The 19,274-nt window shown below is 39.7% G+C and carries 13 protein-coding genes; 8 read left to right on the top strand and 5 right to left on the bottom strand.

Annotation, left to right across the window (positions count from 1 at the left end):
• Positions 1–91: 91 nt before the first annotated feature.
• On the bottom strand, positions 92–325 hold the full coding sequence (locus SB49_RS12850) for an acyl carrier protein (protein ID WP_009778413.1): 234 nt from the start codon (positions 323–325) through the stop codon (positions 92–94).
• Between the two features lie 157 nt (positions 326–482).
• On the opposite strand from SB49_RS12850, the gene purN reads away from it, so the two are divergent.
• The 4 genes from purN (at position 483) to SB49_RS12830 (ending at position 4,491) form a co-directional block, all read left to right on the top strand.
• Positions 483–1,049 (top strand): phosphoribosylglycinamide formyltransferase, encoded by a 567-nt coding sequence (gene purN / locus SB49_RS12845; RefSeq protein WP_062057193.1) that lies wholly within the window; start codon positions 483–485, stop codon positions 1,047–1,049.
• Positions 1,042–1,518, top strand: coding sequence for a ribonuclease HI (gene rnhA / locus SB49_RS12840; protein WP_062057191.1), 477 nt, complete (start codon positions 1,042–1,044; stop codon positions 1,516–1,518). The genes purN and rnhA overlap by 8 nt, the downstream gene beginning before the upstream one ends.
• Positions 1,519–1,622: 104 nt before the next feature.
• A complete protein-coding gene (locus tag SB49_RS12835; RefSeq protein ID WP_062057189.1) occupies positions 1,623–2,549 on the top strand; it encodes a PfkB family carbohydrate kinase in 927 nt (308 codons plus the stop codon).
• A gap of 43 nt (positions 2,550–2,592) precedes the next feature.
• Positions 2,593–4,491 (top strand): hypothetical protein, encoded by a 1,899-nt coding sequence (locus SB49_RS12830; protein WP_062057187.1) that lies wholly within the window; start codon positions 2,593–2,595, stop codon positions 4,489–4,491.
• 943 nt (positions 4,492–5,434) lie between these two features.
• Here SB49_RS12830 and SB49_RS12825 read toward each other — a convergent pair.
• Positions 5,435–6,043, bottom strand: a complete 609-nt coding sequence (locus SB49_RS12825) for a superoxide dismutase (protein ID WP_062057185.1) — start codon at positions 6,041–6,043, stop codon at positions 5,435–5,437.
• A 103-nt stretch (positions 6,044–6,146) separates the two neighbouring features.
• Between SB49_RS12825 and SB49_RS12820 the strand changes: the two genes are divergently transcribed.
• The 4 genes from SB49_RS12820 (at position 6,147) to SB49_RS12805 (ending at position 14,837) form a co-directional block, all read left to right on the top strand.
• Complete coding sequence (locus SB49_RS12820; RefSeq protein ID WP_235537764.1) at positions 6,147–9,281, top strand: UvrD-helicase domain-containing protein; 3,135 nt, start codon at positions 6,147–6,149, stop codon at positions 9,279–9,281.
• Between the two features lie 12 nt (positions 9,282–9,293).
• Positions 9,294–10,487, top strand: a complete 1,194-nt coding sequence (gene kbl, locus SB49_RS12815; RefSeq protein ID WP_062057181.1) for a glycine C-acetyltransferase — start codon at positions 9,294–9,296, stop codon at positions 10,485–10,487.
• A 114-nt stretch (positions 10,488–10,601) separates the two neighbouring features.
• Entirely contained in the window at positions 10,602–11,942 is a 1,341-nt protein-coding gene (locus SB49_RS12810) for an OmpA family protein (RefSeq protein WP_062057179.1), read from the top strand.
• A gap of 144 nt (positions 11,943–12,086) precedes the next feature.
• On the top strand, positions 12,087–14,837 hold the full coding sequence (locus tag SB49_RS12805; protein ID WP_062057177.1) for a PD-(D/E)XK nuclease family protein: 2,751 nt from the start codon (positions 12,087–12,089) through the stop codon (positions 14,835–14,837).
• Positions 14,838–14,839: 2 nt separating this feature from the next.
• Here SB49_RS12805 and SB49_RS12800 read toward each other — a convergent pair whose 3' ends face one another.
• From SB49_RS12800 to SB49_RS12790, 3 genes are all read right to left on the bottom strand, one after another.
• A complete protein-coding gene (locus SB49_RS12800; RefSeq protein ID WP_062057176.1) occupies positions 14,840–15,553 on the bottom strand; it encodes an SDR family oxidoreductase in 714 nt (237 codons plus the stop codon).
• Positions 15,554–15,736: 183 nt separating this feature from the next.
• A complete protein-coding gene (gene glgB, locus SB49_RS12795; protein ID WP_062057174.1) occupies positions 15,737–17,632 on the bottom strand; it encodes a 1,4-alpha-glucan branching protein GlgB in 1,896 nt (631 codons plus the stop codon).
• 8 nt (positions 17,633–17,640) lie between these two features.
• Entirely contained in the window at positions 17,641–19,272 is a 1,632-nt protein-coding gene (locus SB49_RS12790; RefSeq protein WP_062057172.1) for a maltokinase N-terminal cap-like domain-containing protein, read from the bottom strand.
• Positions 19,273–19,274: the final 2 nt, after the last annotated feature.

The raw sequence follows: 19,274 nt of genomic DNA, 5'->3' as shown, positions 1-19,274 counted from the left end.
TATCTAAGACAAGTGTAAATTAAAAAAAAATATCCATGCGACACTATTACCACATGGATATTTTAAAAATCTCATTCAAGATATCATAAAATTACTTTGCCTCTTCTATATAACTAATTGCTTGACCAACTGTTGCTATATTTTCGGCTTGATCGTCTGGAATCTGGATATCGAATTCTTTTTCGAATTCCATAATCAATTCAACAGTGTCCAATGAATCTGCTCCTAGGTCGTTAGTAAAGCTTGCTTCCGCAACCACTTCGTTTTCATCAACACCCAATTTATCAACGATGATAGCCTTTACTCTTGATGCAATGTCTGACATAATTATTCTTGTTTAAATATTTAATTGATGGCAAAAATAAAAAACTTTAGATTAATTACACTATTTGCCGTTAAAATGTAGAACAATTTAATAAATTTAAATTCAAGAGTGTTAATTTAGCCCAACTATTTTACCCGCCTGAAAGAAAATTAAATTCATGAAACGTATCGTCCTATTTGCCTCTGGATCTGGATCCAATGTTGAAAACATCGCTAATTATTTCAAGGATAATCCTAAGGTGACTATTTCTGCGGTGCTAACAAACAAAAGGGATGCGAAGGTTTTGGAACGCTGCGACAGACTAAAGATCAATGCGCTTTATTTTAATCGGACAGCCTTTTTGGAAAGTGATTGTGTGTTGGATATTCTCAAAGCAATGAACCCCGATTTAATTGTCCTGGCCGGTTTTTTATGGAAAATTCCTGATGCATTAATTTTTCACTTTTCAGATAAAATAATCAACATACACCCTGCTCTTTTGCCAAAATATGGCGGAAAAGGCATGTATGGAATGAAAGTTCACGAGACTATTATTCAAAATAAAGAAACAGAAACGGGCATCACCATACACTATGTAAATCAAAATTATGATGAAGGCGCTATTATTCATCAGGCAAAAACTGAAGTTACCCCTTCCGACACTGCAAAGAGTGTAGCAGAAAAGGTACATGCCCTGGAATATGAACATTTTCCTAAAATAATAGATTCCCTCTTGTATGGATAAAGCAGATGTACATATCTATACCGATGGGGCGGCAAGGGGAAATCCGGGTCCCGGCGGATACGGCATAGTGATGGAATGGGTGGGAAAACCTTATAGAAAAGAATTCAAACAAGGGTTTAGGCATACGACCAATAATAGAATGGAACTATTGGCGGTCATAGAAGCCCTGAAAAAACTTAAAGTACCGGGTCTTAAAATTACCGTTTTTACCGATTCCAAGTATGTGGTTGATGCTGTAGAGAAAAAATGGCTGGATCGTTGGGAACGGACCAATTTTAAGGACAAGAAGAATCCCGATCTGTGGAAACTCTTCCTTGTGGAATACAGAAAACACCAAGTCCATTTCAAATGGATAAAAGGACACAACAATCACCGCCAAAATGAACGATGCGATCAATTGGCCGTTGAGGCTTCCAAAGAATTGAATCTTCCTGCCGACAAAGGCTTTGAGGATTCCTTAAAAAATTAAGGCGTAGACTTTATTCCATAGCTCATATTCGTCAAGGCAATCTTTTTGAAACTTCAATAAATTCTTGGAAAGTTACCCTTATATTTGCAGCAAATTTTTAATAAATGGGCAAATTACTGATTGTGGGCACCGTTGCCTTCGATGCTATTGAGACACCTTTCGGAAAAACAGATAAAATTCTTGGGGGAGCAGCTACCTTTATCGGTCTTGCCGCATCACAGTTTGACTTGGATTCAGCGATTGTTTCTGTAGTAGGGGACGATTTTCCACAAGAATACTTAGATCTTTTATCTAGTAAGAACATAGATATCTCGGCTATAGAAATAGTAGAAGGCGGCAAAACCTTTTACTGGAAAGGCAAATACCATAATGATCTTAACTCCAGGGATACTTTGGCGACAGAACTTAATGTGCTGGCCAACTTTTCACCCGTGGTACCACAAAACTTCAAGAATGCAGAAGTGGTTATGCTTGGCAATCTTCACCCGAGCGTCCAAAAAAGTGTTATTGAACAAATGGAAACCAAGCCTAGGCTTATTGTTCTTGACACCATGAACTTTTGGATGGACAATGCGCTGGACGAATTGCTGGACGTAATTAAACATGTAGATGTTATTACCATCAATGACGAAGAGGCAAGACAGTTGACCAAGGAATACTCCTTGGTAAAAGCTGCGGCAGCCATCCATAAATTAGGACCAAAATATGTCGTAATTAAAAAAGGGGAGCACGGAGCCCTCTTGTTTAAGGATGACAATGTGTTTTTTGCACCCGCACTGCCCTTAGAGGAAGTTTTTGATCCAACAGGAGCTGGAGACACCTTTGCCGGAGGGTTCGCAGGCTATCTCGCTGAATCAAAAAACATTTCCTTTAACAATATGAAAAGCGCCATCATCCATGGCTCTAATCTTGCATCTTTCTGTGTTGAAAAGTTTGGTACTGAAAGAATGAAAAATCTTGAAAGGAAAGATGTTACCAAACGACTGATGCAATTCAAAGAATTGACACAGTTTGATATTGAATTACAATAATGTTTGCCCTGTCTATTCAGGGCTTTTTTAATACCTATTTATCATGAGTGACGCTATAAAGCACGAATGTGGAATTTCCCTTATTAGATTATTGAAACCTTTAGAGTACTATAAGGAGAAGTATGGTACTGCCTTTTATGGGGTCAACAAAATGTACCTCATGATGGAAAAGCAGCACAACCGTGGGCAAGATGGTGCTGGTTTTGCCAGTATAAAATTGGATATGGAACCCGGGGAACGATATATGAGCAGGGTCCGCTCAATTGCGCAACAACCCATTCAGGATATTTTTGCACAAATTAACGATCGTATCAATACCAGTTTATTGGAGCATCCAGAATATAAGGATGATGTGGCACAGCAAAAAAAACACATACCCTATATAGGGGAGGTCCTACTAGGCCATGTTCGTTATGGCACTTTTGGGAAAAATAGTATAGAGAGTGTACACCCTTTTCTTAGACAGAATAACTGGATGCACCGTAACCTTATTGTTGCCGGTAATTTCAACATGACCAATGTTCACGAACTCTTTGACAACCTCATCCGCATTGGACAGCATCCTAAAGAACTTGCCGATACTGTTACAGTAATGGAAAAGATAGGTCACTTTTTAGATGACGCTGTAGCAAAACTATATAAGCAAATAAAAAAGGAAGGTTTCAGCAAACGCGAAGCATCCCCTATAATTGCTGAACGGCTCAATGTTGCCAAAATACTGAGAAAAGCAGCAAAGAACTTTGATGGAGGTTATGCCATGGCAGGCTTGTTAGGCCATGGGGACTCCTTTGTCCTTAGAGATCCTTCCGGGATAAGACCTACATATTTTTATCAAGATGATGAAGTAGTTGCCATTGCTTCTGAAAGACCGGCCATACAAACCGTCTTTAATGTGAGGTATGAGGATATTCAAGAATTGGATCCAGGGAAGGCGATCATCATAAAGAAAAATGGTGAAGTTATGCTCAAACAAATATTGGAACCAAAAGAGCGTAAGGCCTGTTCTTTTGAGCGCATTTACTTTTCAAGGGGTAGTGACAAAGAAATATACCAGGAACGAAAGGAATTGGGGAAATTGCTTTATCCCCAAATACTGAAGTCGATAGATGGTGATATCAAAAATACAGTATTCTCTTACATTCCCAATACTGCGGAAACATCATTTTACGGAATGGTAAAGGAGGCCCAAAACGATCTTAACAGGCAAAAGGAAAAACAAATCTTGGCTATTGGCTCCAAAATTACATCAGAAGAGTTACATGGGATTTTGGAGGTGCGCCCTAGAATAGAGAAGGTAGCAATTAAAGATGCCAAACTTAGAACATTTATCACACAGGACAGCAGCAGGGATGATCTTGTAGCACACGTTTACGACATTTCTTACGGATCTGTAAAGGAAGGGGACAACCTTGTTATTATCGATGATAGTATTGTTAGGGGTACTACGTTGAAGAAAAGTATTCTTGGCATCCTAGACCGATTGTTGCCTAAAAAAATAATCGTGGTATCATCAGCACCACAAATACGATATCCTGATTGTTATGGTATAGATATGGCTAAATTGGAAGACTTTATTGCTTTCAGGGCAGCACTAGCGCTACACCAAGAAAAAAACACCATGCATTTGGTTGAGGGGATCTACAAGAAATGTTTAGATCAGGTCAGCAACCCAGATAGTGACATCATCAACTACGTTAAGGAATTCTATTCACCGTTTACCACAGAAGAGATTTCTAAAAAAATAGGGGAATTGTTATGTCCTGATGGAATAAAGGCTGAAGTAGAGATTATTTATCAGACAGTGGAAAGTTTACACCAGGCCTGCCCCAAAAATTTGGGAGACTGGTATTTTACAGGTGATTATCCTACGCCAGGTGGGAATAGAGTCGTTAACAGAGCCTTTATCAATTTCTTTGAAGGCAAGAACCAACGCGCATATTAACAAAATTATCGATGAAATACACAATTTTGTGTATTTCATCGATAATAATCGCATTTTAGCGGTCTTATAATTTAAATCGGACCATCCACAAGTATTTTTATGGCTACCATAGCATAAGTAGGTTAAGTTCATGGTAAGATTTGGGGCAAAAAAGGTGGAGACTTCTCCACCTTTTTTATTTTAACCACCCGATATACCCAATAATTCAACATCCCTTCAAGTGTCCCTTCATCGATAAAAAAGCGTTTCATCCCCTTTTAAAAGGAATTAGTCTAAAATATTATTTCAGTACTATCTATTGCCTTACTTTCGAAGGACCATAGCATAAGTAGGTTAAGTTCATGGTAAGATTTGGGGAAAAAGGTGGAGGAAACTCCACCTTTTTATTTTTACGACCTCTACCCCAATATTTAGAATTTCTCTCCAATTGCCACTCATCGATAAAAAAGCATTTCAACCCATTTTAAAAGGGCTTAGTCTAAAAGATTGTTCCGTTTATACCTATTGCCCTACTTTCGAAAGACCATAGCATAAGTAGGTTAAGTTCATGGTAAGATTTGGGGAAAAAAGGTGGAGGAAACTCCGCCTTTTTTATTTCTGATAATCAAATCAATAGCGCTCAACATATCTTAAAACAAAAAAATCCCAATTCATTCTTTCGAAAATTTATTCATTTTTCTTTGTTATTTCTCACAATACCAGTAATTTAGTACCGCCATAGCATAAGTAGGTTAAGTTTATGGTAAGATTTGGGATGAAAAGGGTGGAGACTTCTCCACCCTTTTCTATTTTTCCCGCTCTATTTTCCAAATCAACTTTCCATGTCATACTTTTCAATATCAGATCATTACCCTATTTGAAAGCTTCAATTTCACCTACTTCATAGCACAAAAAAAAACCACCTTACAAGAGTAAGATGGTTTCAACCCTAAAGGCTTAATTGTTATTTGTTGGCTTTGTAAAGTTCTGCAACTTTATTCCAGTTGATAATATTATAGAAATGTGTAATATAGTCAGGTCTTCTATTTTGGTAATTTAGGTAATACGCATGCTCCCAAACATCCAGTCCCAAAATTGGGAATCCACCACATCCAACATCTGGCATTAATGGGTTATCCTGATTAGGTGTGGAGCAAATTTCCAATTTCCCTCCTTTATGAACACATAGCCATGCCCAACCGGAACCAAATCTTGTACCTGCAGCCTTTGCAAAGGCATCTTTAAAACTATCGTACGATCCAAACGCGGAATTGATGGCATCAGCCACTTCTCCACTGGGTTCACCTCCACCTTTTGGGGACATTACTTCCCAGAACAAGGAGTGATTGTAAAATCCACCTCCATTGTTCCTTACGGCAGTATTGGACATGTCCAAATTGTGCAGGATATCCTCTATGGATTTCCCGGCAAGGTCGGTTCCCTCAATAGCGTTATTCAAGTTGTTGGTATATCCATTGTGATGCTTTGTATGGTGTATTTCCATTGTTTTTGCATCAATATGAGGTTCCAATGCATCGTATGCATATGGTAATTTAGGTAATTCAAAAGCCATAATTATAGTGTTTTATAGTTAATTATTTCTGTTTCTCAAATTTAAGGTTTTAAGAAGCAATTTCCATTAATAATTTGTTAAGAACTGTTCAAGAATCCTTATTTTGCAAATAAAATTAGTGCAGAACGCCAACTACAAAATATATAATGCCTCTGCCGGTTCGGGCAAGACCTTTACCCTAACCAAGGAGTATCTTAAAATTATTCTTGCTTCCACTTCCAACCGTAGTTTTCGGCAAATACTAGCCATTACCTTTACGAACAAGGCCGTGAATGAAATGAAACAACGCATCTTGGGCAGTCTGTTCGAATTTGGGGAGACCAATTCTTTAAAAGACGCATCTCCCATGTTCCTTACCATTTCGGAAGAGCTGCAGATGAGCGCTGAAGACCTTCAAAAAAAGGCAAAAAAAACGCTAAAAGAGATTTTGCACAATTATGCTTTTTTTGATGTGTCTACCATAGATAAATTTACGCATCGTCTTATTCGCACCTTTGCAAAGGACTTAAAGCTACCGCAAAATTTTGAGGTGATTCTGGACACCGCCCTTCTTTTGGATGAGGCCATAGCCCGACTCATCAACAAGGCGGGGACAAATGAAAAACTCACCTCAGTATTGTTGGATTTTGCCCTGGAAAAAGCCAATGAGGACAAGAGTTGGGATATAAGTCTGGATTTGGCCAAAATTGGGAAGTTGCTATTTGATGAAAATCATGCTGACCACCTGAAGCAGATTGCAGATAAGGAAATAGGTGATTTTTTGGTCTTGAAGAAAAAAATCCAGTCCAATATCGCCAAGAATGAAGAGGGATTGTTTTCTACCGCAAAGGAAATATTGGAAATTATCAATAACAACGGTTTAGAATTCAGCGATTTTAAGTCGGGCTATTTCCCAAAATTCATTGCCAAAATTGCCGACAAAAATTACGTGATGGACTTTAAGGCAGGATGGAAACAAAATTTTGCAAGCGACCCGCTTTATACAAAAGCATGTCCCGATGCTACAAAGGCTGTTTTAGATTCGCTCCACCCCCAATTCACTCAACTCTTCCATAATATCAAAGAAAAGGCAGTAGAATTATTGTTCCTTAAAAATGCATATGGCAACATTGTTCCCCTCACAGTTCTTAATGCCATACAGCAAGAGGTGAAAGCCCTGGAATTGGAAAGGGACCAATTGCCCATCACTTCCTTTAACCGCATCATCTCGAAAGAAATTAAAAATCAGCCTGCTCCCTTTATCTACGAAAGGCTGGGCGAAAAGTACCGGCATTATTTCATTGATGAGTTCCAGGACACTTCGGAGATGCAGTGGAACAATCTCATCCCCTTAATAGGAAATGCCCTAGAGAGTGAGGATCTTCTTGGGCAAAAAGGGTCCTTATTATTAGTTGGTGATGCCAAGCAGGCCATTTACAGATGGCGCGGTGGCAAAGCAGAACAATTTTCAAACCTTATCAACCTAGAAAAAAATCCATTTGTACTTTCCCCGGATACCAAAAATTTACCTGCCAATTATAGGAGTTGTGAAGAGGTGATCAAATTCAATAATGATTTCTTTACCATTGCCAGTCCCTTTTTAAATAATGTAGCCTACAATCAATTGTTTCTTGAGGGGAACAAGCAGGAGTACAATTCCAAAAAGGGTGGTTTGGTGACAATTGGCTTTGTTGAGGAATCGGAGGACATGACCGAAGATGAGCATTATTGTGCGCAGATACTTAATTCCATTGAAGAGGTAAGGAAAAAGAATTTTGGCCTTAAGGATATCTGCATCCTTACGCGTAGTCGCAAACACGGGATTATAGTGGCCGATTTTCTAATGAAAGAAGGAATCCCCATTATTTCCTCAGAAACCCTTTTATTGAACAGCAGCCCAAAAGTTCAATTTTTAATTGCCCTCCTACACTATTCCATTGACCCCAATAATAAGGAAACTGCTTTTGATATACTTTATTTTCTTTCTGGGGACAAAGGCACCGATCATAATTTTATAGCATCACATTTGGAGGGAGTTGGGGCTCTATTAAAAGATAAATATGAATTTGATACCAAATATTTAAAACAACACTCGGTTTATGACGGTCTGGAACACGCCATAAAGCAATTCAATTTAATAGAAGGTTCTGATGCCTACATTACCTATTTAATGGATACGGTCCTGGAGGTGGAACAAAAAGAAGGGAGCAGCCCCCATTCCTTTCTGACCTATTGGGAAAAGAAAAAAGGCAAGCTAAGCATAACAGCTCCAGAAAGTGTGAACGCCATTCAGATTATGACCGTTCACAAGTCTAAAGGACTGGAATTTCCCATAGTAATATTCCCTTATGCCAATGAACAGCTCTATAAAGAAATAGATGCAAAATTATGGATCCCTGTAGATGCGGATTCGTTCAACGGTTTTGAGGCGCTTTTAGTGAATAAGAAACAAGAGGTGGTAGCGTATGGAGAAACGGCCAGTGTACTCTACGAGGAAGAGCAGCATAAATTGGAATTGGACGCCTTCAATGTCTTATATGTTGCACTAACAAGAGCTGTAGATGCACTTTATATACTTACCAAGAAAGACCTCAAAAGCAACGGGGATCACAAAACGGATTTCTATTCTGGATTGTTCATACATTATTTAAAGGAAAAGGGGCATTGGGATCTTTCAAAGCAAACCTATGTATTTGGTGCGCTCGAATTTGCAGAGAAGCATCAAAAAGAGATGATGGATCAGTTATCCGTCCCTTATGCGCTTACTTATAAGGATAGGCCAAGTTTTAATCTCATCACCACCTCGGGATCTCTTTGGGACTCAGGGGCAGAACTTGCCATGGAACAAGGAAATGTATTGCATCAATTGTTGAGCTATATAAAAACTGAAGCCGATATTGGGCAAGCTCTAACCCTAATGCAGAGAAATGGCCAAATTACCCATCAAGAAACCAACTCCCTTAAAGAGGTCCTTTTAAAGATTGTCCGTCACCCAGAATTGGAAGAATTTTTCCATTCGGATACAATTGTTTGGAATGAAAGGGATATAATTACCCAAATCGGGTTAATTTTGCGACCAGATAGGATTGTGCTACAAGAAAAAGCAGCAACAATCATTGATTACAAAACAGGAACAAGGAGTTCTGCCCACCATACGCAGGTGAATGATTATGCATCGGCCATGGAAGCCATGAACTACACTGTCAAAAATAAAATTATCGTTTATATTAATGATACCATAACACCAGAATTCATATAATACCTTAATCATATGTACGGAAGTATTCAACAACATTTACAAGAAGAATTACAAAACATCAAGGATGACGGTCTTTATAAAAAGGAACGCATCATAACATCACCCCAAGGAGCGGTGATCAAAATTTCGACAGGTCAAGAGGTCATAAATTTTTGCTCCAATAATTATTTGGGGCTTTCTGCACATCCCGAAGTAGTAAAAGCAGCCAAGGATACCTTGGATAGCCATGGGTTTGGGATGTCCTCGGTACGTTTTATCTGTGGAACCCAAGATATACATAAAGAACTGGAACAGAAGATCGCAGATTTCTATGGCACAGAGGATACCATATTATATGCCGCAGCATTTGATGCCAATGGCGGGGTCTTTGAACCCCTATTGGGACCAGAAGATGCTATAATCTCTGATTCGCTTAATCATGCTTCCATTATAGATGGGGTTCGTTTATGCAAGGCAAAGAGATACCGTTATACCAACAATGATATGGCAGATCTAGAGGCCCAATTGAAACAGGCCAATAAAGACGGCTCCCGTTTTAAGATTATAGTCACCGATGGGGTCTTCTCCATGGACGGCCTTTTAGCGCCTTTGGACAAGATCTGTGACCTTGCAGATAAGTATGATGCTATGGTAATGATAGATGAGTGTCATTCTGCAGGATTCATTGGGGAAACGGGCAGAGGCACCCTTGAAGAGAAAGGGGTCATGGACAGAATTGACATTATCACAGGAACACTGGGTAAGGCCTTAGGAGGCGCTATGGGCGGCTACACTACAGGTAAAAAGGAAATAATCGAAATTTTAAGGCAGCGATCCAGACCTTACCTTTTCTCCAATTCCTTGGCCCCTACAATAGTAGGTGCCTCTATAAAGGTATTTGACATGTTGGATAAGAATACCTCGTTGAGGGATAAACTTCAGGAAAATACGGAGTACTTTAAGAAAGGAATGAAAGCAGCTGGCTTTGATATCATAGACGGAGATTCTGCAATTGTTCCGGTCATGTTATATGATGCAAAACTCTCCCAACAAATGGCAGATATGCTTTTGGAGAAAGGCATCTATGTGATCGGTTTTTTCTTTCCTGTGGTCCCAAAAGGGAAAGCAAGAATACGCGTACAACTTTCTGCTGCACATGAAATTGAGCACCTGGATAAAGCAATCCAAGCGTTTACGGAGGTTGGCAAGGCTTTGGACGTAGTTTAAAAAGCCAATTGCCCTAAAGTAAATGAGTTAAAAAAAATAGGAAATTGATTTTGTTAATAATTTTTAACAACTTACATTTGCAGCTAATAAACACTTAAACTTAAATTTTAATACATGAAACATCTTAGCAAATTATTAGTTGTGGCCCTACTTGCTGTAGGATTAAACAACTTACACGCGCAGGACGAAAACAACCCATGGCAGGTTAGTTTTGGTGTTAACGCGATTGACGTTTATCCAACTGGTGATGTAAGCTCATTTGGAAACGAATATTTTAATGTAAACGACCACTGGAACATTCTTCCATCTATTTCCTACGTTTCTGTATCCAAATATGTTGGTGACGGATTTTCAATTGGAGTTAGAGGTTCATTGAACAGAATTTCCAAATTAGGTGATGTTAGTGTAGATGATCTTTCTCACTACGCAGCTGACGGTACTATAAAATATGCCTTTTTGAAAAACACTAAGCTAGACCCTTTCGTTGAAATCGGTGGTGGTTATACTTGGGTTAACGAAATTGGTGCTGGTACTGTTAACGGAGGTGTAGGTGTTAACTACTGGTTTTCCGATAATATCGGTCTAACTGTACAGACATCTTACAAGCACGCTTTCGAAGATTACGGAGTAAAACATTTCCAACACTTAGCAGGTATCGCCATTAAATTTGGTGGAACTGATACTGACGGTGACGGAATCTATGATAAAGACGACGCCTGTCCTGAGGTAGCTGGTCTTGCAATTTTCAACGGATGTCCTGATACTGACGGTGACGGAATCGAAGATAGCAAAGATGAGTGTCCTAACGAAGCTGGTTCTAAAGAAATGAACGGTTGTCCTGATGCTGACGGTGACGGTGTTGCTGATAAAGATGACGCTTGTCCTAACGAAGCTGGTCTTCCTGCTTTAGCTGGTTGTCCTGATGCTGACGGTGACGGTATTGCTGATAAAGATGATGCTTGTCCTAGCGAAGCTGGTCCTGCTGAAAACAAAGGTTGTCCTTGGCCTGATACTGACGGAGACGGAGTATTGGATAAAGATGATGCTTGTCCTGAAGTAGCTGGAACTGTTGCTAACAAAGGTTGTCCTGAAGTAACTGAAGAAGTTCAGAAACAATTGAACGACTACGCAAGAACTATCTTGTTCGACACTGGAAAATCTTCTATCAAAGCTGAATCTACTGCTGTAATGGTAGATATCATCTTGATCTTGAAAGAATATCCAACAGCTAAGTTTACTGTTGAAGGTCACACTGACAGTGTTGGTAGTGCATCTTTGAACCAAAAGCTTTCTGAATCCAGAGCAAACTCTGTAAGAGATTTCTTGATCAAAGAAGGAATTGGAGCTGACAGGTTAACGGCTATCGGATATGGTGAAGACAAGCCAATTGCTACCAACAATACAAGAGCTGGTAGAACTCAAAACAGAAGAGTTGAAATTAACTTGATCAAGTAATCAAGATCATTTCTCAATCATAATTAAAAGCTCCGCAATTGCGGAGCTTTTTTTGTTTAGTACCCCTATGAACACCCACGTGTTCATACCCAAATAACTCTTTTATATCCCTATATTTATACTCCTATTTTAAGCGATGTATTTATGAAGAGTTTTCTTGAAGAAGTTATTGAAGAGGTCCAACTGAAATATGGCTCGCTTGAGGAAATTATCTTTGTCTTACCCAGCAAAAGAGCCGGAACCTTTTTGAGAAACAGTATTGGAAAAATAGCCTCCAAGACCTCCTTTGCCCCTGAAATCTATAGCATTGAAACCTTTATTGAAAAGATAGCCAACCTGGGTTATGCAAATAATACCGAGCAATTATTTCACCTATACGAAAGCTACCTTAAAACCACCCAGGATGAGCCCGAAAATTTTTATGCGTTCTCTAAATGGGGCCAAACCCTTTTACAGGATTTCAATGAGATAGATAGGTACCTCGTTGATTCAAAAGCTATTTTTTCCCATCTCTCCGCAATCAAAGAAATCAACCATTGGTCCTTGCAAGAGGGGAAGACCAAAATGATTACGGACTATTTACAGTTCTGGAACAATCTACCACGCCTGTACGAAACATTCAATACCTCCTTATTGGAAAAAGGCCTTGGCCATCAAGGCTTGGTATACCGAAGGGCAACTGAACAATTGAAAACCTATTTGGGGACAAAGCCAGGGGCAATCCATGTTTTTATAGGTTTTAATGCCCTGAATACGGCAGAGTCCAATATAATACAGGAGATCTTGGAAACCACCCCCAGTGAAATACATTGGGATATTGATCCCTATTTTTTAGAGGACAACATCCATGATGCCGGACATTTTATTCGACAACATTTTAAAACCTGGAACTGTCTCCTGAACCAGCCCAAAAAAGGGGTAAAGGAAAATTATCTTGAAAAGAAAGATATCCAAATCGTGGGCCTACCCAAAAACGTTACCCAGGCCAAATACGTAGGACATCTTTTAGAAAAGATTCAGGCATCAAATAAAGAATCACTAAAGAATACCGCTGTGGTGTTAGGGGACGAGAATTTGCTCAACCCCATCATGAATTCCGTGCCAGAAGCCGTTGAAGGGGTCAATATTACCATGGGGTATCCTTTGCACAATAGCCCCTTGGCAAGTTTCTTTACCCAGTTCTTTGAACTTTACTTAAATAAGGACCCTCAAGGCTGGTACTTTCAAGATCTGCTTAATTTTCTATCCCATCCATACACAAAAATCTATTTGACTCAGGAGGGTGTTGATGGCTCTTATGTATTGAGTGAGGCCATAAAAACCAAAAATTGGTCGTACGTAAGTCACGATAAGATCAATTCGGTCATACCATCAGAAATTACGAACATCCATAATCTCTTTTTTAAAGAGAATGTTTCCGTATCATCGTTTCTGGATATCTGCTCAAAAGTCATTCTGGGTTTAAAAGACCCCTTTAAAACAGGGTCACAAGACTTAGGGATGGAATATTTATACCGATTCCATGAATTGTTCAACCAATTGAACGAATTGGTAAGGCAATACCCATATATATCCGATCTAAGATCACTTATAAGTCTGTATAGGGAATTACTGTCATCGCAAACGCTGGACTTTAGGGGAGAGCCGTTAAAAGGGCTTCAGATTATGGGTATGCTGGAAAGTAGGAACCTCGATTTTGAGACAGTGATCTTAACGTCGGTCAATGAGGGCATCCTCCCTTCTGGAAAAAGCAACAATTCCTTCTTGCCATTTGATTTAAAAATTGCCTTTGGACTACCCACCTATAAGGAAAAGGACGCCGTGTACACCTACCATTTTTACCGATTATTGCAGCGTGCCAAACACGTTTATATTTTGTACAATACCGAGCCCGACGTGCTTGAAGGGGGTGAAAAAAGTAGACTGATAGCCCAGTTACTTACGGACAAGAATAGAAGCAAGGATATTACAGAACTGGTGGCCGCTCCAGAGATAAAGTCTTCGATAAAAAAGGTCTGTACCATCCAAAAAGATGGAGGCTTAATGCAAAAAATTAAGGTACTGGCAGAAAAGGGGTTTTCGCCATCATCCCTCACCAACTATATCCGCAACCCCATCGATTTTTACAAACGGAGTATATTAAAGATCGATGATGTCAATGAAGTGGAAGAAAACGTGGCAGCCAATACCTTTGGAACTATTGTCCACGACACCTTGGAAGAACTCTATATTCCTTATATCGGCCAGAACCTGACCAAGGAAGCTCTTGATTCTATGTTTCCATTGATCAAAGGTGTCGTAAAAAAACATTTTGTGCTAAATTATGCCGATGGAGATATCAGCAGGGGTAAAAACTTAATAGCCTACAATGTAGTGCTCCAATACATTGAGAATTTTATCAAATCTGAACTCGAAGATATTAAAGGCCATCAAATTAAGATTTTGGGTCTTGAAGAAGGTTGGAACACACAGTTGGCCATAAAAGGATTAAATTTTCCGGTAACACTAAAGGGAAAATTGGACCGTATTGATGAAAGGGATGGCATTCTCAGGATCATCGATTATAAAACGGGAAAGGTAACATCTAAAGATGTGGAAGTGTACGACTGGGATGAACTGATAACCAACTATGACTTTAGCAAGGCCTTTCAATTACTTTGTTATGCCCTAATGTACAATAGCAAACAACCCATTCAAAAGTTGGAAGCGGGAATTATATCATTTAAAAATCTGAGGGAAGGGCTTCTCCTTTTTGCCACTAAACCAAAAAAGGGCGATCGCAACAAGGATACTTTGATTACCCAAGAAACGATTGCCCTATTTGACACTGCCCTACAAACCCTCATTTTGGAGATTTGTAATCCGGACATTCCCTTTATAGAAAAAGAGATTTAATCCTATTTTAAATCCGGCCTTGTTGGCCTTACCTCAATTTTACTTGGTAAGGTCCTTGGATTCATTTTTAAAAGGTCCAATACCAATTCCCCAATATCCTCTGGCTGAATCTTCCAAGCATCGGCTTCTGAAGGTTCGTGGTCATTAAAATGGGATGCTACAGAACCCGGCATTATGGTCGATACTTTAATATCGTATTTGCGCAAATCCAACATTGCGGCTTGGGTAAAACCAACAACGCCAAATTTTGTAGCATTGTACCCTGCCCCACTGGCAAAAAAATTCGTACCCGCCAAACTTGCCAACGTAATATAATATCCCTTAGATGCCTTTAGCGCTTCTACAGATGCTTTTAAAGTGTGGAAGACTCCATTTAGATTGGTATCTACCATTTGGTGCCAATCTTCCTCGGAGAGCTCATCTACAGGCGCAAAATGTCCAACCCCTGCATTCGCCAAAACAACATCCAGTTGCCCCCATTTATCGAGTATGGATTTTACAGCTGATGACTCATCACCGTGTTTGGTGACATCCGATGCTATTGCCAAAACATTGTCAGGTGTTCCCAAATCGTTGGCAGCTTTTTTTACTGTTTCCATATTACGCCCACTAATGGCTACCCTCATTCCAGCTTTGAGCAATTGTTCTGCAACTCCAAAACCAATTCCTTTTGAACCACCAGTGATATACGCTACTTTATTCTTTAAATTGATCATATCTGTTTCTTTTTCGTGAAATTATAATTACGGCCGATCAATTAAAAATGTTCGGCGTTATTGTTTTCTTAAATGAAATGCAAGCCAAAAAAAGAGCCCCGTACAATTAATCCCATTACAACGGAAAAAACTGGAGGGGCCATATAATAATTTATTTTTTGGTTGGTTCACAACCATCGGGATCTACTGAAAAATAACGATCCCAAGAGGGGGAATGTTTATTCTTACCGACTTTTCCTGTCCATTCCATGGGGTGTTTGATGCTTTTATCGTTGTATTGAGCATGCCACTTCCCCCATATTTTTCGTCGTCACTGTTAAAGACTTCTTTGAACTTTCCAGATTTTGGAACTCCAATGTGATAATTCTCCCTAGGAACCGGGGTAAAATTACAGGCAATAAAAAGATCGTTCTTTTTGTCGTGTCCTTTCCTGGTGTAGGTAAGCACAGAATGTTCATGATCCCCATAGTCTATCCACTGAAAGCCTTCGGGACTGAACTGCTTCTCATAAAGTGCCGGATAGCTTTTATAAATAGCATTCAAATCCTTTACCATCTGTTGTACCCCAGAATGAACCTTATATTGAAGTAGATGCCAATCCAAGCTTGTTTCGAAATCCCATTCCGAAGACTGTCCAAATTCTGCCCCCATAAACAACAATTTAGTCCCTGGATGGGTATACATATAGCCCAATAATAACCTTAGGTTGGCAAAACGCTGCCATTCATCCCCTGGCATCCTATATAGAAGTGACTGCTTTCCGTACACCACCTCGTCATGTGAAAAGGGGAGCATGAAATTTTCAGTAAAGGCATAGGTCATACTAAAGGTAATATCATTCTGATGATGCTTCCTGTAGATGGGTTCGTTTTTAAAGTAGGTCAACGTGTCATGCATCCATCCCATCATCCACTTCATTCCAAATCCTAGTCCACCTAAGTTTATAGGTTTAGAAACCCCTGGAAATGCTGTTGATTCTTCAGCAATGGTCTGAACTCCTTTAAAACTCTTGTACACCTCCTCATTAAGCTCTTTAATAAAGGCGATGGCGTCCAAATTTTCGTTCCCTCCATACATATTGGGCTCCCATTCCCCATCTTCCCTTGAATAATCCAAATAAAGCATAGAGGCCACGGCATCTACCCTTAAACCATCTACGTGATACTGATCTAGCCAATAAAGGGCATTGCTGATCAAAAAGGCCTTCACCTCATTTCTTCCGTAATTAAAGATAAGGCTCTTCCAATCTTGGTGGTAGCCCTTTTTTCTATCGGGGTGTTCGTATAAGTGGGACCCATCAAAAAAACCAAGGCCATGGGCATCTTCTGGAAAATGGGACGGTACCCAGTCCAAAATGACACCAATATCGTTCTGGTGCATTTTATCTACCAATAATTTAAATTCTGCTGGACTCCCAAAACGACTGGTCGGGGCAAAATATCCTGTAAGCTGGTATCCCCAAGAAGGGTCATATGGAAATTCCATGATGGGCATGAACTCTACATGCGTAAAGCCCATTTCCTTTACATAGGCGACCAATTCATCTGCCATCTCCGTATAGGTTAAAAATTCCTTGTCATTTTTCTTTTTCCAAGACCCTAAATGTACCTCGTAAACGGCATACGGCCTGTCCAACCCATTCTTATCCTCCCTATAGCCCATCCAGGCCGAATCTTTCCATTTATAGTCGTCCTCCCATACCACAGAAGCGGTCTTTGGTGGATGCTCGCAAGATCTTGCAAAGGGATCCGCCTTTTCGGTTTTCATGTCATAGTTATGGGAATGTATTTTATACTTATAGACGGCACCTTGGCCAACATTGGGAACGAATCCTTCCCAAATCCCGCTGCCGTCCCAACGCACGTTTAATTTATGGTCACCTTCTAGCCAGTAATTGAAATCTCCAACCACAGAGACCGATTTGGCCGTGGGGGCCCAGACGGCAAAATAAGTACCCTTTTCTCCGTTTACTTCAATGGGGTGCGACCCTAATTTATCATATAACCTATAGTGTTTACCTGCCTTGAACAAGTTTATATCGAATTCTGAAAATAAACTATGTGGTATGACTTTTCCCATGTATCCTTCTAATTTGACTCGTTAATTATACTCATTATCCCTTGTAGGGGAATTACCGCCCATTGGGGCCTTGAATTCATTTCATATCCCAATTCGTATACCGCTTTCTCCAACATGCAGTATTTTAAAATAAAGATGCGTTCCTGGGAGTATCCAATATTCAAATTGTGCTCCCTTACCAATCCAACGTAAGTACCCATAAATACCCCTATAAAGTAGCGGTACAAAATTTCTCCTGCCTTGAATAATTCTTTTTGGCTATATGGAAATTCTTCCCCATGGCTAAATATAGTTGAATATATGGCATAATGAAAGGAACGGAAGATACCGGCCACATCCTTTAGTGGAGGCTGTTTCACTTTTCGGTCCCTAATAGTACTCTCTGGCTCCCCTTCAAAATCCAACAAGTAAAAATCATCATCCTTCACCAAAATCTGTCCCAAGTGATAATCTCCGTGGATTCGAATCCGTTCTCCCTTTAGCTTGGTCCAATCAAAATTAATGAACCGCTTTCGGATTTCATTTTTCCGTTCTAAGAACTCCTTTCCAAGGTCCAAGGAAAGCCCCTCTAACCGATGCATGTTGTTCTCTACAATATTTAGTCTGTTCTGGAATTGATAAAGCAATCTATTCTTTAGCCATACCTCGTAATCCCCATTAAAATGGGTTGGAGTAAATGCTGTGTCCCCATGTTCCGATCCTAGGGCAATGTGCATTTCTGCCGTACGCTTGGCCAATATTTGTAATTTTAGGAACACATTGAGTCCGGCCCAATCAATGATCTGATGAGGCACATCGTTGATCCCAAGACTTTCGAAAATGGGCACTTCTGGCAACATGTCAATATTTATATTCTTATACTCCAGATTGCCAAAGACCTTTTTCACCTCTTTCAACATATACTCCCAAGCATCTCCCTGATTTGGAACTAGTTCCTGCATTAGGGCCACGGTGATGTTAAAGTCGTCCTCCACCACATTGATGCTTCCTTGATAGGCAGGTGTATTTTTAAACCCTTTAATCTCCGAAAGGAAACAGCTCATTTCATAATCCGGGTTCTTATCAGAATAGATACGCCTAAAGAATTTGATGACCGATCTATCATTGATAATAATGGAAGTGTTGCTCTGCTCCAGACCCATAAATCGGGAAGAAACATACTCGGTATCTTGGAAATTAACACTCTTATGGTACCTTACTTTGGTGGTGTCATTGGGAACAGAGTTCACTATCCGTTCAAAAACAAGTTTTCTAAATGCCTCTAAATTAAGTGCATCCACGATAAAACCTTCCTGGTTCTTAATGGACAATGGCAAAATCCGTTCTTTCTCATCAAAGCTCCCGTCAGAAATAAAGGCAATGGGTAAAAAATAATGCTGAAAAAAAGCTTCTTCAAAATTCACTTCCAACAACAACCCATAATAGACCTCTTCGTTTTGTTGTATCCTAAAATATTTCTGAAGTTCAATATATTTCAACTTGCTGGACTTACCTCCGTACCAGCGCTGCTGTACTATATATTTCTCTAGCACATCGGATAAAAAGGCCTTGGTGAACCTTTCATCCTCCATTAAGGATTCCCAGGGAGTATCAAATGTATAAGGGGGTTGTGCTATGGTATCTTTCTTTTCTTTTCCCATTA

Origin of the sequence: Sediminicola sp. YIK13 (genome assembly GCF_001430825.1) — a bacterium.
GTDB lineage: Bacteria > Bacteroidota > Bacteroidia > Flavobacteriales > Flavobacteriaceae > Sediminicola.
The sequence above is the reverse complement of the archived record's forward strand: the minus strand, read 5'-3'. Positions and strand labels throughout refer to the sequence as shown.